Source organism: Bradyrhizobium vignae (assembly GCF_004114425.1).
Lineage (GTDB): Bacteria > Pseudomonadota > Alphaproteobacteria > Rhizobiales > Xanthobacteraceae > Bradyrhizobium > Bradyrhizobium vignae.
Genome location: NZ_RDQF01000037.1, coordinates 1 through 14,639 on the forward strand (window position 1 = coordinate 1; position 14,639 = coordinate 14,639).

Annotated in this window: 13 protein-coding genes; 5 read left to right on the plus strand and 8 right to left on the minus strand. The window is 64.4% G+C overall.

Annotated elements, in window-relative coordinates; translation table 11 throughout:
* Window positions 1–182: 182 nt before the first annotated feature.
* The 3 genes from EAV90_RS26015 to EAV90_RS26025 all read right to left on the minus strand — a co-directional run bounded on the left by EAV90_RS26015 (window position 183) and on the right by EAV90_RS26025 (window position 4,613).
* Entirely contained in the window at window positions 183–1,430 is a 1,248-nt protein-coding gene (locus EAV90_RS26015; RefSeq protein ID WP_129145043.1) for a flavin monoamine oxidase family protein, read from the minus strand.
* A 275-nt stretch (window positions 1,431–1,705) separates the two neighbouring features.
* The gene (gene typA, locus EAV90_RS26020; protein WP_129145044.1) at window positions 1,706–3,532 is read right to left on the minus strand and encodes a translational GTPase TypA; all 1,827 of its coding nucleotides are present in this window, start codon (window positions 3,530–3,532) and stop codon (window positions 1,706–1,708) included.
* Window positions 3,533–3,848: 316 nt separating this feature from the next.
* Window positions 3,849–4,613: a Crp/Fnr family transcriptional regulator gene (locus EAV90_RS26025; RefSeq protein WP_122400335.1), complete on the minus strand. Its 765-nt coding sequence runs from the start codon at window positions 4,611–4,613 to the stop codon at window positions 3,849–3,851.
* A 174-nt stretch (window positions 4,614–4,787) separates the two neighbouring features.
* On the opposite strand from EAV90_RS26025, the gene EAV90_RS26030 reads away from it, so the two are divergent.
* Complete coding sequence (locus EAV90_RS26030; protein WP_122400336.1) at window positions 4,788–5,171, plus strand: response regulator; 384 nt, start codon at window positions 4,788–4,790, stop codon at window positions 5,169–5,171.
* A gap of 3 nt (window positions 5,172–5,174) precedes the next feature.
* On the opposite strand, the gene EAV90_RS26035 is transcribed toward EAV90_RS26030, so the two are convergent.
* Together EAV90_RS26035 and EAV90_RS26040 are read right to left on the minus strand one after the other, a co-directional pair.
* Window positions 5,175–6,716: an alkaline phosphatase D family protein gene (locus EAV90_RS26035; RefSeq protein WP_129145045.1), complete on the minus strand. Its 1,542-nt coding sequence runs from the start codon at window positions 6,714–6,716 to the stop codon at window positions 5,175–5,177.
* Window positions 6,717–6,817: 101 nt separating this feature from the next.
* A complete protein-coding gene (locus tag EAV90_RS26040; protein ID WP_129145046.1) occupies window positions 6,818–8,263 on the minus strand; it encodes a TAXI family TRAP transporter solute-binding subunit in 1,446 nt (481 codons plus the stop codon).
* A gap of 151 nt (window positions 8,264–8,414) precedes the next feature.
* On the opposite strand from EAV90_RS26040, the gene EAV90_RS26045 reads away from it, so the two are divergent.
* On the plus strand, window positions 8,415–8,705 hold the full coding sequence (locus EAV90_RS26045; RefSeq protein WP_122400339.1) for a 4a-hydroxytetrahydrobiopterin dehydratase: 291 nt from the start codon (window positions 8,415–8,417) through the stop codon (window positions 8,703–8,705).
* Window positions 8,706–8,804: 99 nt separating this feature from the next.
* Window positions 8,805–9,185 (plus strand): YkvA family protein, encoded by a 381-nt coding sequence (locus EAV90_RS26050; protein WP_129145047.1) that lies wholly within the window; start codon window positions 8,805–8,807, stop codon window positions 9,183–9,185.
* Between the two features lie 190 nt (window positions 9,186–9,375).
* Here EAV90_RS26050 and EAV90_RS26060 read toward each other — a convergent pair whose 3' ends face one another.
* From EAV90_RS26060 to EAV90_RS26070, 3 genes are all read right to left on the minus strand, one after another.
* Complete coding sequence (locus EAV90_RS26060) at window positions 9,376–10,530, minus strand: TAXI family TRAP transporter solute-binding subunit (RefSeq protein WP_122400341.1); 1,155 nt, start codon at window positions 10,528–10,530, stop codon at window positions 9,376–9,378.
* A gap of 18 nt (window positions 10,531–10,548) precedes the next feature.
* Window positions 10,549–11,415 (minus strand): hypothetical protein, encoded by an 867-nt coding sequence (locus EAV90_RS26065; protein WP_129145048.1) that lies wholly within the window; start codon window positions 11,413–11,415, stop codon window positions 10,549–10,551.
* Window positions 11,416–11,811: 396 nt separating this feature from the next.
* A complete protein-coding gene (locus tag EAV90_RS26070; protein WP_122400343.1) occupies window positions 11,812–12,786 on the minus strand; it encodes an NADPH:quinone oxidoreductase family protein in 975 nt (324 codons plus the stop codon).
* A 221-nt stretch (window positions 12,787–13,007) separates the two neighbouring features.
* Here EAV90_RS26070 and EAV90_RS26075 point away from each other — a divergent pair, with 221 nt between their 5' ends.
* Complete coding sequence (locus EAV90_RS26075; protein WP_129145049.1) at window positions 13,008–13,847, plus strand: SDR family oxidoreductase; 840 nt, start codon at window positions 13,008–13,010, stop codon at window positions 13,845–13,847.
* A gap of 116 nt (window positions 13,848–13,963) precedes the next feature.
* Complete coding sequence (locus EAV90_RS26080) at window positions 13,964–14,638, plus strand: invasion associated locus B family protein (protein WP_129145050.1); 675 nt, start codon at window positions 13,964–13,966, stop codon at window positions 14,636–14,638.
* Window position 14,639 lies beyond the last annotated feature (1 nt).

Consider the following 14,639-nt stretch of genomic DNA (forward strand, 5'->3'; position numbering starts at 1 on the left):
TTGACTCGATCTGCGCGCGCCATCCTACGTGCTCCACGGTCGGGACGAAGAGCTGGCCTGCAATCGAACAAAGAGCTGAACAAACCGCCTTGACACACCAAATCCCCATGTGAGCAATCCAGAATCTCTCCGTGGCGGCAGTCTGGGTTGCTTCGCTGCGCTCGCAATGACGGAGGGCGTGGCTACGGCTTGCCCAAAGCCGCGAGCACTTCCTTCGCCGCTCGCTCCCCACTATCCCGCGCCCCATGCGCCGTCGTGAAAAAGGTCGGCGACGTTGCCTCGCCCGCGAAGAACAGGCGGCCAGCTACCGGCGCGGCCAGCACGGCACGGTCGCCGGCATGCCCGGGAAGCGCATGCGAGTAGGACCCCCGCGCAAAAGGATCGCGCGCCCAGCGCGACTCGCAGAGCGGCTTCAGCTTGTGCCTGACATCATTGCCGAGAAAACCCGCGATCTCATCGATGCTGTGCGCGGCAATGGCGCCGTCGCCGGCGGCTTCCAGCTCGCGGGCAAAGCTGCCGCCGAAGAAGCCTTCGATGCAGGGCTGGCCAAACGGGCGGATGTGATAGGTGCCCATCTCGGTGCGCATGGTGGCGCCGCGTAAGTTGCCCTCCTTCGGAAAGGCCTCGGCGTCCTCGAGCGCCAGCGTCACCTTGTCGTCGACGCCGAGCGGCAGGCCGGAGGCGGCGTCGACCTTGGCGGGGAGCGGCGGCGAGAAGCGGATCACCTCAAGGGCGATCAGATCCGTTGGCACGGTGACGATCACCTTGTCCGCCGTCAGCGTGCCCCGCGATGTCTCGATGCGGATGCGCTTGTCGGAATGGTCGATCAATGTGACGTTACAGTTCAGCTCCACTGGGCAGGAAGCGCCATAGGCTGCAACCAGCGCGCCATAGCCGCGGCGGACGCGCCAATTGACGTTCGTGTCCTCATAAGCGTCCCAGTCCAGCGTGGACATGTCCTTCAGCTCGCAGCCGTTGATATAGGTCGAGATCGCGTCGATCATCGGATTCCAGCGATTGCCTGGCTCAAGGCTCACGCTCGCAGGCTCGTCCTGGCCCTTCTGCGCCGCTTCCCACAGACGCTCATAAAACGCGTCCATCGCACGCATGAAATCGTCGCGCTCGCTTTGCGGAAAGGCATTGCCATAGGCGCGCTCGCGCCAGGGCGGCAGATCCTTGTTGACCTCGAAACCGAGTTGCCGTGCGATCGGCACGAAGGAGTTCTTGTCCGCCGAATGCAGCCAGCCGCAGCCGACGTCGAACGTCACCTCAGGCGAGGCCTGCACGGTCCAGGCCCGGCCGCCGAGCCTGTTACGCGCCTCCAGCACGATGACTGAGAGGCCGGAGCCCGCCAGCGCATGCGCCGCGCCGAGACCTGCGGCACCGGCGCCGATGATCGCGACGTCGACGGAGGAGGGGAGGGAGGTCATGGCCGGGCTCTAAAGCGCGATGAGATTTGGATGAATCGTCATCGCGCTTTAGCTTGTTGTTTACGCATGATCTTTCCGGAAAACCGCTTCGCACTTTTCCGGATCATGCTTTAGCACGTCTCTGATACGCGCTGAAGCCGCAACGCGCACAGCTGTCATCACCCGCGCAGGCGGGTGATCCAGTATTCCAGAGACGATCGTTATAGAGCCGAGATGCCGCGGCGTACTGGATTCCCCGCCTTCGCGGGGAATGACAGTGAACGAGAGTGGGAGCCTTACGCCACCGCTTCCTTGGCCTTTTCCGCGCGCTTGCGCTCGTTCGGGTCGAGGTGCTTCTTGCGCAGGCGGATCGACTTCGGGGTGACCTCGACGAGCTCGTCGTCCTCGATATAGGCGAGCGCCTTTTCCAGGGTCATGCGGATCGGCGGGGTCAGGCGCACGGCTTCGTCCTTCGAGGTCGTGCGGATGTTGGTGAGCTGCTTGCCCTTGAGCACGTTGATCTCGAGATCGTTGTCGCGGGTGTGCTCGCCGACGATCATGCCGCGATAGACCTTCCAGCCCGGCTCGATCATCATCGGGCCGCGGTCTTCCAGCTTGAACATGGCATAGGCCACGGCCTCGCCCTGGTCGTTGGAGATCAGCACGCCGTTGCGGCGACCCTGGATCTCGCCCTTGTACGGCGCATAGCCGTGGAACAGGCGGTTCATGATCGCGGTGCCACGGGTGTCGGTCAGCAACTCGCCCTGGTAGCCGATCAGGCCGCGGGTCGGGGCGTAGAACACCAGGCGCTGGCGGTTGCCGCCGGACGGCTTCATCTCGATCAGCTCGGCCTTGCGCTCGCTCATCTTCTGCACGACGACGCCGGAATGCTCCTCGTCAACGTCGATCACGACCTCCTCGATCGGCTCCATGGTGGCGCCGGTGGCCTCGTCCTTCTGGAACACGACGCGCGGGCGCGACACCGAGAGCTCGAAGCCTTCGCGGCGCATGGTCTCGATCAGGATCGCGAGCTGGAGTTCGCCGCGGCCCGACACTTCCATCGCGTCCTTGTCGGCGGATTCGACGACGCGCAGCGCGACATTGCCCTCGGCTTCACGCAACAGACGGTCGCGGATCATGCGGCTCGTCACCTTGTCGCCTTCGGTGCCGGCGAGCGGGGAGTTGTTGACGATGAACGACATCGACACGGTCGGCGGATCGATCGGCTGCGCCGGCAGCGGCACCTCGACAGTCGGATCACAGAAAGTGTCGGCAACGGTGCCCTTGGTGAGGCCCGCGATGGCGACGATGTCGCCGGCTTCTGCCTCATCGAGCGGTGTGCGTTCGAGGCCGCGGAACGCAAGGATCTTGGTGATGCGGCCGGACTCGACCAGCTTGCCCTCGGCGTTGAGCACCTTGACCTGCTGGTTCGGTTTCAGCGTGCCGGAGGAGATGCGGCCGGTGATGATGCGGCCGAGATAGGGGTTGGCTTCGAGGATGGTGCCGATCATCCGGAACGGACCCTCTTCGACCTTCGGCGGCGCGACGTGGCGCAGGATCAGGTCGAACAGCGGCTCCATGCCTTTGTCCTTCGGACCCTCGGGACTCTCGGCCATCCAGCCTTGCTTGGCCGACCCGTAGAGGATCGGGAAATCGAGCTGCTCCTCGCTGGCATCGAGCGCGGCGAACAGATCGAACACCTCGTTGATCACTTCGGTCGGCCGCGCGTCGGGGCGATCGACCTTGTTGATGACGACGATCGGCTTGAGGCCGACCTTCAGCGCCTTGGAGACCACGAATTTGGTCTGCGGCAGCGGGCCCTCGGCGGCGTCCACCAGCACCAGGGCGCCGTCCACCATGTTGAGGATGCGCTCGACCTCGCCGCCGAAATCGGCGTGGCCGGGGGTGTCGACGATGTTGACGCGGGTGTCCTTCCACTGCACCGAGGCTGCCTTGGCCAGGATGGTGATGCCGCGCTCACGCTCCAGGTCGTTGGAGTCCATGGCGCGCTCGGTCACTTTCTGGTTCTCACGGAACGTGCCGGATTGCTGCAGGAGGCGGTCGACCAGGGTGGTCTTGCCGTGGTCGACGTGGGCGATGATGGCGACGTTACGAAGGTTCATGAGTGAGCTTCTTTGCGGTCGAACAATGGGTTAAGCGCGATCTCGCCGGTCGGACCGGGACCTCTTCTCGAAACAACGCTGGAAGACTGGAAACAGGGCGCTTTGCGCCCAAAAAGGAAGCCCGGCCATATCAGACCGGGCGCCCTACGCGTTGCGGCGCAATATATGCAAAAACGGCCAAAAAACAATGTGTTCTTTGGCCGTTGGTTGACTGAATTTTGTCCGGGAATTTCCGGAGCTTAGGGCTGGGTTCCGGGATGGGCGGGGCGTGCCGCAGGTGAAGTCGTCGAGGCCCGCGATAGCAGCCGAGCCGCCTCTACACCGCCTTCCGCACCTCGGTCGGATACACCCCGCTCAGCACCTCCTCGAAATGCGCCTTCACGGCGTCATTGCACAGGCAGGCGCGCTGGCGCAGGCCGTCGCGGTTGCGAACCAGGATCGAACCGCGCCGCGTGTCGAGCACGCCTTCGGCTCTGAACGACTGGAGCACGCGGCTGGCATAGCTGCGGCCAACCCCGAGCAGGGTCGCGAGCTGTTCATGCGTGAGCGGCACGCTGGTGTCGTTGCCGGTCCGCTCCATCGCGGCCAGAATCCATTTGGCGGTGCGCTGCTCGATCGAGTGGATCGCGTTGCAGGCGGTGGACTGGAAGATCTGGGCCAGCATGCAGTCGGCGTAGCGAACAAAAATGTTGCGCAGGGACGACGAGCGCAGCTTGGCTGCTTCGAGCTTGGCCACGTGAATGCGCGCAAACGGCCCTCCGAATTTCACGCAGATCCGGGTATAGGCCGGTAGAAATCCCTCGCTGACGATGCCGCCCACCGCGCCTTCGCGGCCGACCAGAATGGTTTCGACGTCGCGGCCATCCTCGTTGGGGACAAGGAAAGTCGCGAGTGACGGTCCGCAGGGGAAGTGGACGACCTGTACGTCATCGCCGGGATTGTAAAGCAATTGGCCTGCTGCGGAGTCTTCGACGGTCACGTGCGGTGCAAGGAGTGCGTAGTCTGCCTGGTTCAAACGCCGCAGCAGATTGTTGGCCGGCCGGCTCTCGACCTCGGTAACCTTGCCGACACGCGTATCCATTTTGAACTCCCCTCCTTCCTCCCACTTACCGAGTCCCATCCACTCCTGTGTGTACAAGTGGACAGACTAAAGAACGATGATGTGGTGAGTTTCGTTCCGGGAACCCTCTGATGCGCTGGGCGCAGGCATCGTGTCGCGGCAGTCCTGATCGATAACTCCAACCAAGATGTGATCATGGCACCCGCACCGTCCAATGGCTCAGGCTGGCCGGCCGATGTTCTGATCGTCGAGGACGACCCGATCATCGCGCTCGACTTCGAGGACCGTCTGCTCGGATTCGGTGTGACCGGTGTGCGGACCGTCGGTTCGGTGACACAGGCACTGGACGCCATCGCGAAGCGTACGCCGGATTTCGCGCTGCTCGACGTCGAGCTGATCCGCGAGACGAGCTTTGTGATCGCCGAGCGGCTGATCGCGCTGAAGGTTCCGTTCGTTTTCGTCACCGGCTACGGGGCCGAGGCGCGCATTCCACCGGAATTGGCAGGCCGGCCGCGGCTGCAGAAGCCGTGTTCGAGCGACGCGCTGGAAGCGGCCCTCCAGGCGCGCGCCGCCAATTAGCGATCAGCTCTGCTTCGGATCCAGCGTGGTCGACCACAGTGCGACGTCGGCGCGGTCGCGCAAGGTCACCGTCATCTGGCCGGAGGCGCCGTCGATCTTGACGTGGCCGAAAAACTGCATGCCGGCTGACGGCGGCAGGTTCTGACTGTCCTTGCCCGGCGCCTTGACGAAGCGGACCTCGGGTCCAAAGGTGTTGTCGAGCGCGTTCGGACCGAAAGTGCCGGCATGTAGTGGGCCCGAGACGAATTCCCAGAACGGCTCGAACTCCTGGAATTGCGCCTTGTTCGGATCGTAATAATGCGCTGCAGCGTAATGCACGTCCGCCGTCAGCCACACCGTGTTGTTGACCGGCGCCATCTTGATGAAGCGCAGGATGTCGGCGATCTCGAACTCGCGGCCACGCACCGGGCCGTCGCCCTGCGCAACGGCTTCGGAGCCGCCCTTCGGCGTGTCCGAGACGACAAGGCTGATCGGCATGTCTGACGCGATCACCTTCCATGTCGCGCGCGAATTCAGAAGACCGCGCTTGAGCCAGGCGATCTGGTCGGGGCCGAGGAAATAGCTCGCCGGGCCATAGTCGGTTTCGAGATTGGCGCCGTTCGGGCCGCGATAGCTGCGCTCGTCGAGCACGAACACGTCGAGATGCGGGCCATAGGAGATCTGGCGATAGACGCGGCCGGGCTCGATGATGCTCTCGCGCATCGGGTACATCTCGTGGAAGGCGCGACCCGCGCGGGCCGCGAGCAGCGAGATGTCGCGCACCTTGTAGGCGGCCGGCAAGTCTTTCGACAGCGACCAGTTGTTGGTGACTTCGTGGTCGTCCCACTGCACGAAGATCGGCACCTCGGCATTGAAGGCACGGAGATTGTCGTCGGTGAGGTTGTATTTGTGCGCGGCGCGAAACTCGTCCAGCGTCTCGGCGACCTTGGCCTTCTCCGGAATCGTGACGTTCTTCCAGATCTTGCCATCGGCGAGCTTCACCTCGGATTGGATAGGACCATCGGCATAGATGGTGTCGCCGGAATGCAGGAAGAAATCCGGCCGGTGCTTGCGCATCGCCGAGAAGGTGAACATGCCGCCGTCCTCGGGGTTGATGCCCCAGCCCTGGCCTGCGACGTCGCCGCCCCAGACGAAGCTGACGTCGCGGCGGTCGGCCGGCGCGGTGCGGAAGCGGCCGACCACCGGCTCGCCCTCGACCGCGCTGTGCGAGAGATCGCGGAAGCGGATGCGGTAGAAAATGTCCTGGCCGGCCGGAAGACGTTCAACCAGCATCTTCGCGGTGAAGTCGCTCTCGGGCAGCGCCGCGATCGGCGGCAGCGCACGGGCATCCTTGAAGGATTCGGTCGTTGCCACCTCGACCAGCATCTGTGCGGGCCGGTCGGTACGCGCCCACACCACGCCGCTGTCGACGGTGACGTCGCCCGATTGCACGCCGTGCGTGACGGCCGGCCGGTCGGCTGCGCGCGAGAGATACGGCATCGCGATCGTGCCGAGTGCACCGGCGCTGGTGGCGAGGAAACGGCGGCGGGAGAATTTGATGTTCATGGGACGGCCCCGATATCGCGTGCGACGGCCGCCAGGCGGCAGCCGGTGAAGTCAGACGCTATATTGAGACAATGTGACGCAGCGATAACGCGCGCAAGCCTTTACGCGTTGCCGGCGGCGCGGAATTGCGCGCTCGCGCGTTGCAGGTTCTGCGGCAGGCTCATCAGCACTGCCTTGCGGTCGGCGACCGCGGCGTGGAACTGGTCGAGCGCGATGTTGAAGGCGGTGAGCGCCCCTTCCTCGATCGCGCCGTGATCGTAGCAGCGCAGCGTGTCGCGCAGGATGTCGTCAGCCTCGGTCTGCATCTGGTCGAGCTCTTCGGTCGTCTCGCACTTGCGCGCCGCCGAGATCATGTCGAGGAGTCGTTCGCGCTGATGATTGTTGCTGTTGCGCTCGTCCTTCTTCAGATAGCCGGCAAACCAGGCGCCGATCGAGCCCATGGCGGAAAGCGCCATCAGGCCCCACCAGATGTAATCGCTGTATTTGTCGAGGAAGGTCTTTTCCTCGCCGTCGACGAAGGCAGCCGCACCCGGATGCACCGGGATCACGGCATCCTTGTCGGTATCGGGCGTTTCGATCTTCGCCGCGAGCGGGAATTCCGTCACCAGTTGCTGACGCACGGCGAAGAGCTGGCGCGTGAACGCCGCAATGGTGGTTTCGGACACAGCCTTGCGCGCCACGATGTGGTGCGAAAAGCTGATGGTCTTGACCTCGTCCTCCGGGCGGGCGGGCGAGCCGCCATAGGTGCCGGCAGGAATCTCGGACGCTTCGTAGACCGGATGGTTTTGTGCGATCGCGTCCGCCGAATCGATCGCGAGGAAGGTGGGCGCACCGAAATCCTTGATGGAGGCGGAGATCGCATCCGCCGTGATCTTGCTGTTGACGGGGCCGGCCGCGAGATAGACGTCGGCCTTCTGCGCCTTGATCGCCTCGGCAACCTCGTTCGCAGGAAATTGCACGATCTCGACCTTGGCGGGATCGACACCGTATTGCTGGAGGATCACCTTGAGCAGGTTGACATTGGCCTGGGTGCGGCCGACCACGCCGACGCGATGGCCAGCGAGCTGCGCGATCTTGGTGATTTTCGGGCCTCGCTTCTTGCCTTTGCCCGGAACGGACCAAAGCACCACGACGTTCTTGCGCAGGGTCGCGACCGCCTGTGCGTTCTTCGGCACGTCGAGGTCGCCGCGCAGGATGGCGAGATCGACCTTTCCTTCCGCGAGCGCATTGGCGCTGGCCGTGGCGCCGTCGGTCTGGATCGGGCGTAGCCGCACCTGGCCCCTGCTCTGCGTGAAGGCCTGCGTCAGCGTCTGCACGACCTTGACGTCGTCGCTGTTCGCGGGCCCGACCGCGATCTTGAGCGTCACGGGGCGCATCGCGAAGTAATATCCGCCGACGAGTGCGCCGATGATCGCCAGCACGAATGCCAGAGACACGAGTGCCGTCTTCCGCGCCGCGGATCGCGGCGAAGGCGGAGGGGGCGTTTCGGCCAGGTCCAATCCCCCGGTCATCGATCTCCCAAACAGGCTCTTCAGGCTCAGTTTCATCTTGGCCGGCGGTTTACGCCCGCAAGTGTAGCAAATTTCTTGTCCGGCGGGGTTACATCTCCGTCATGGTTAGCGGATGCAGGAAATCCGCTATGAACCCGTGCGCCGGCGCGGTGTTAGAGTAAAGTTCCCCTAAAGGACGGAGACGACCATGGCAGAACGGCTCTCGGCGGAGACGCGCAAGCAGGCGCTGGGCGGATTACCGGGCTGGACTGAAGTCCAAGGCCGCGACGCCATCGGGAAAACCTTTGTCTTCAAGGATTTCAACGAGGCGTTCGGCTTCATGACCCGGGCCGCGCTGGCAGCCGAGAAGCTGGATCACCACCCCGAATGGCGCAACGTCTACAAGACGGTGGAGGTGGTGCTGTCGACCCACGACGCCGGCGGCGTCACCGCGCTCGACATCGCCCTGGCCAAGGCGATGAACGCCATCGCCGGCTGACACCAAGCTGACGCCTTGCAGGGACCGGCCGCATCCCCATCTTGTGATCGCCGGGATCGGGCGATCCGCCACCTCCGGCAGAACGGGGAGCATTTGAGCATGGCTGCCGAGCACAGCGTCGGCTTCGAGCCGGCCGATCGGCTCGCGGAAGATCGCGAGAGCGTGCGCCGCCGCTTCTGGCGCAAGCTGAAGCGCGTCGCCGCGCAGCTGCCGTTCGCGGAAGATTTGCTTGCCGCCTATTACTGCGCGTTCGACCGGCAGACGCCGCGCCACGTTCAAGCCTCGCTGCTGGGTGCGATCGCCTATTTCATCCTGCCGTTCGACTTCGTCGCGGACGTGATGCCGGTCCTCGGCTTCGCCGATGACGCCGCCGTGCTCGCCACCGCCATCCGCATGGTTGCCGGCCACATCACGACCGAGCACCGCGAGGCCGCCCGCGCCGCGCTGAAGCGCGGGGTGGAGGAGGAGGCGACGGACTAGCCGTTGTTGACGGCAAGTCGTGGCGACACCTGCTGCTGTCATTCCCCGCTAAGGCGGGGAATGCAGTACGCCGCGGCCTCTCGATTCAGTCGTTGCCGTCACGGAATACTGGATCGCCCGGTTCAAGACCGGGCGATGACAGCGAGTGTGTGGATGTCGCTCGCGACATCGTTGGTCGCAACGGCAACAGCTACTTCTTCTCCACCCGCGCCTTCTCCGCGTCCCACGCCTGGAATTGCCTGAACAGCGTCTCCTTGTCCGCGTCGGACACGTTTGCAGCGGTCGGGCTCTGCTTCAGGAACGCCTCGAAGCGCTGCCGCGTCACCGGCTCGACGCCGTGCTTGTCGAGCCAGTGCTGCGCCACCGGCAATCTGTTCCAGCCGGATAGCGGCGCCGCGAGCGAGACCTCCTTCCACTTGGGATGGAAGGGCGGGTTCTGCAGCGCGGGGAATTTCGTGAAGAACGCGTCCACGAACAGCGCGAGCTTGCGATAGCGCTCGGTGTTGGGTGCCCAATTATAAGCCGCGAGCACTGCAGGCACGGCGATCGTGTCGACGCTCTCGCCCTCCTTGATCAGGTTCGGATAGTCCTTCGCGGTCAGGGTTGCCGGCAGATAGTCGCTCTGCAGCGGGGTCGCATAGTCCACCTTCGCGAGATGGAAGCGGCCATCATTGCCGAAGGTCGAGACCGATTTGTACGGCTTGCCGCCGACCACGATGACGGCGTCGATCTCGCCGGCCTTCAGCTTCTCCATCGCGATGCGCTGCTCGACATAGACGAATTTCGCCTTGATCCCGAGCCGCTCGAAAACGGTGAGCGCGCTGACGAAGGTGCCGCCGTTCGGCAGGTCGACGCTGACGGTCTTGCCTTCGAGGTCTTTGAGCGTTGCCACGGATTTCGGCGCGATCACCTGCATCTCTTCGTTGTAGAGCTTCGTCACATAGGTGAACTGCCGCTTGATGTCCTTGGCAAAGCCCTTGCGCTCGAGATAGTCGAGGGTGTCGGCGCGCACGATTCCGAGATCGACGCCCTGCAGGAACAGGATGTCGGCAACGCTCTGCACCGAGCCGCGGCCGACGATCGGCAGCACGCGGATCTTGTTGCCGTCGTCGAGCACCGAGGCGAGGTCGGCGCCGAACTGCACATAGGTGCCGCCGATCGTGCCGGTGATCAGCGTGACCGTGTTGGCGTTCAGCGCCTGCTTGGTCGAGGTCGAGCCGAACTGGAAGATGGCCTTCAGGCCGTCGGAGACCTTGGCCGGATCGTACTCGGTCTGCTCGGCGTGCGCCGCAAAGGCACAGATGGTCGTGATGGCGGCAAGCGCCATTTTCAAAGCATTACGCATGATGTCCCCTGAAGTGATCTAGTTCGAGAGCTGGGCGAGGCGCTGGCGCGCCTCCGCCGATCCGAGGCTGGCGGCGCGCTGATACCAGTCACGGGCGGCTGCCGCGTCGGCAATGACGCTTCGTGCGTCGTTGGTGCCGAGCACTGCCGGATCGTAGGTCTGTGCCAGCAGCAGCGCGGCCGTCGCGTCTTGCGCATTGGCCGCCCGTTCGAGCAGCAGGCGCGCCGCGGCGATGTCGCCGACGCCGATCAGACGTTTGGCGCGCGTCGTCAGTGCCGCAAGCGTGTCGGCCTCGAGGGTCCTGGCGGGCTCGGGCGGCGCAGGCTGCGCCGCGACAGGTGCCGGCGCATCGGTCTGCATTTGGACTTGGTTCTGGACTTGGCTTTGGGATTGGGCCTGCAGCGCAGTCTGATAGGCGGTCGCAATCGCTTCGCGGCTCGGCACTGGCGGTGCCGGGAGGTCCTGCTTGTCGGCGCTCGCCAGCATCGTGTCGGTCACGCGGCCGGGATCCTTGCTCGAGACTTGGTTTACGACTGGCGGGCTGGCGGTAGCCATTGCCTGCCCGGGAACTGCGCCGGCATAGTCGGCGAGAAGGCCACGCAGGTCGGACTGAAACACCACCGCCGCGATCGCGGCGGCGGATATCGCAAGTCCGGCAGCGACAAGAAGAGGCGCGATCCTAGCTCTGGGGCGCAGCGGCGCATATTCCTGCGGGTCCGGTGCGCCGAGCGGGTCGGACAGAAACAGTGGGATGGGATCGTCCTGCGCAAGCTCGGCGCGCCTGGCACGTGCGCGGATATAGGATGCGATGGGCGGATGTGATGCAGATCGATCGGAGTCGAGCGCGAGCGACTCCTTCGACGGTCGATAGGCCGTCGTCTCCATGGTGTGATGCTCCCTACTGACGCAACGCAGGGGCAGTCCCGGCTTCAGTCTTCTTGTTCTTGTCCAGGAGCGCCCCGCAAACTGGAACCGGTAAATCGCCGTTTGAATCAGTCCAAAAGACGACGACGATTGGGGCGAATCGGGAAATATTTGGGTTAGATTGGGGCGAGGTTGCGGAATGCACCTCTATTTTACTAACTGTGGTTGAGGGGGACTTATGATGCAGCGGCAGGCACACTGCCAGCTCCGCGCTCGCTGTCATTCCCCGCGTAGACGGGGAATCCAGTACGCCGCGGCCATCGATTCAACCACAACTGTCTCGGAGTACTGGATCGCCCGGTCATCAAGCCGGGCGATGACAGCTGTGTATGAAGCGGCGTCGCGATGACATCGCGATCACGGATGCAGGATCACCTTGCCCATCGCTTGGCGCCCCGCCAGCACCTTCAGCGCATCCGCCGTCTGCGCGAGCGGGAAGGTGCGGTCGACATGCGATGAGATCTTTCCTTCCGCGGTCCACTTCACGAGCTTCTCGAGATTGGCCCGGTTCTTCTCCGGATTCTGCCGGGTCCAGGCGCCCCAGAACACGCCGCGGATATCGCAGCCCTTCAACAGCGCGAGGTTCAGCGGCATCTTCGGAATGTCGCCGGCGGCAAAGCCGATGACGAGGAAGCGGCCTTCCCAGGCAATCGAGCGCAGCGCCTGCTCGGCATACGCACCACCCACGGGATCGAAGATGATGTCGACGCCCTTGCCGCCGGTGAGCTTGCGCAGACCTTCCTTCAAATCTTCCTTGGCGTAGTTCAGCGTCAGCTCGGCGCCGTGCGCCTTGGCGAATTCAAGCTTCTCGTCGGACGAGGCGCAGGCGATCACCTTCAGGCCCATCAGCTTGCCGAGCTCGCAGGCGGCAAGGCCGGTGCCGCCGGCGGCCCCGAGCACCGCGAGCGTCTCGCCGGGCTTCGGACTGGCGCGATCTTCCAGCGCATGCAGTGCGGTGCCGTAGATGATGATGATGCCGGCCGCGCGGTCGTAGTCGAGATTGTCGGGGATCTTCACGATCGAGGCCGCCGGCAGCGCGATCTTCTCGCGTGCGCCGTTGTGGCCGCAGGATGCCACCACGCGGTCACCGACCTTGAGGTCGGTGACACCGGCGCCGATGCTCTCGATCACGCCCGCGACTTCCGCAGCCGGCGAGAACGGGAATGGCGGCTTGATCTGGTACTTGCCCTGGATCATCAGGATGTCGAAGAAATTCAGCGCCGCCGCCTTGATCGCGATCACGGCTTCGCCGGGGCCAGCCACCGGATCCGGCACATCGGCGAGCACGAGATCGTCGGGCTGGCAATATTGCGAGCAGAGGATGGCTTTCATCGCGGCACCTTGAGGCGTTTCGAGTGGAATTATGGTTGGCCCGGTTTTGCCGGATTTGATGCGGGTCGACAATCCGGATTCTTTGTCTCGGGTGATACGACGGCCTATCCTCCCGTCATTGCGAGCGCAGCGAAGCAATCCAGAATCCGTCCTGCGGAAATAGCCTGGATTTGCTTCGCTGCGTTCGCAATGATGAAATCCGCGGAGAAAGGATTCAAACGATGTTTGAAACAGGTCTGCTCAAGGGCAAGCGCATCCTCGTCACCGGCGGCGGGTCGGGCCTTGGCGCCGCGATGGGACGCCGCTTCCTCGCGCTCGGCGCTGAGCTCGTGATCTGCGGCCGCAAGCTCGATCGGTTGGAAGCGACGGCAGCGGCGATGCGCGAAGAGACCGGCGGCAAAGTCACGACCATCGCCTGCGATATCCGCGACGGCGCGGCCGTCGACAGCATGATGGATGCGATCTGGCGCGAGGCGCCGCTCGACATCCTCGTCAACAATGCCGCTGCCACCTTCATCGCGCAGAGCGAGCATCTCTCCTTCCGCGCCGCGGATGCGATCCTGGCGCCGACGCTGCATGGCGCGATGTATTGCACGCTCGCCGCCGGCAGGCGTTGGATCGAGGGCAAGCACGGCGGCGTCGTGCTGTCGATCCTCTCGACCTCCACCATCACCGGCCGCGCCTTCACGGTTCCGTCGGCGATGGCGAAGTCGGCGCTGCTCGCGATGACCAAGAGTCTCGCCGTGGAATGGGGCCCGAAGGCCATCCGCAACGTTGCGATCGCGCCGGGCCCGTTCCCGACCGCAGGGGCCGCCGGGCAACTCCGTCCCGAGGGCCGCGACGAAGGCTGGACCTCGCGCAACCCGCTTGGGCGCACCGGCGAGCACGACGAGCTTGCCGATCTCGCCAGCTTCCTGGTCTCGGACCGTGCCGCCTACATCAATGGCGAGATGGTGGTGATCGACGGCGGCGCGCATTTGCGCAGTTCCGGCGCCGAGGATTTGCTCGCCTGGACCGAGGCACAATGGGCCGAGCAACGCGCCGCGCGATCCAAGGCCTAACCGCCACCGATACCGCTAACTGCCTTCCCAAATTGGACTTTCCCGGCTATCCCTGCCCGGGGACAAAGCGCGCTCGGGCCATCTTCCAGTCACAATATTGAGGGAACCACTCCAGCATGTGGCGGGTGCTGATTTTAGCTTTGATGACTGGCGTGATGGCCGGGCGGATTGTCGATTCCGCGTGGGCGCAGACGGCGCAACCGGCGCCCAAGTCTGTTCCAAAAGAGTCTGCTCCAAAAGAGGCGACACCGAAGCCGGCCCCGCCGGCCAGCACGACTGCAAAGGCGGCCTCGAAGCCCGAGAGCAAATCGGCGGCCTCGCCCGCCGCAGTTGCGGGCGGCGCCGAGCCGACCCTGATCGGGCAGTTCGGCACCTGGGGAGCATACTCGGCGGCGCCGAACGGCAAGAAGGTCTGCTTCGCGCTGGCAAAGCCGTCGTCGTCGAAGACCAACCCGCCGAACCGGCCGCGTGATCCCGCCTATGCCTTCGTGTCGACCCGGCCGGCGGAGAAGGTGAGCAACGAGGTCTCGGTGATGATCGGCTACGCGCTGAAGCCGGGCTCGGAATCGACCGTCGAGGTCGGCGGCGCCTCCTTCGCCATGTACACGCAGGGCGACGGGCTCTGGATCAAGAACGCGGCCGAGGAGGAGCGGATGGTCGAAGCCATGCGCAAATCTGTCGATCTCGTGGTCAAGGGCGTCTCGGCCAAGGGGACCGAGACGACCGATACCTTCTCGCTGAAGGGTCTCGCCCAGGCGCTCGACAAGATCGCACAGGACTGCAGGCGGTAAC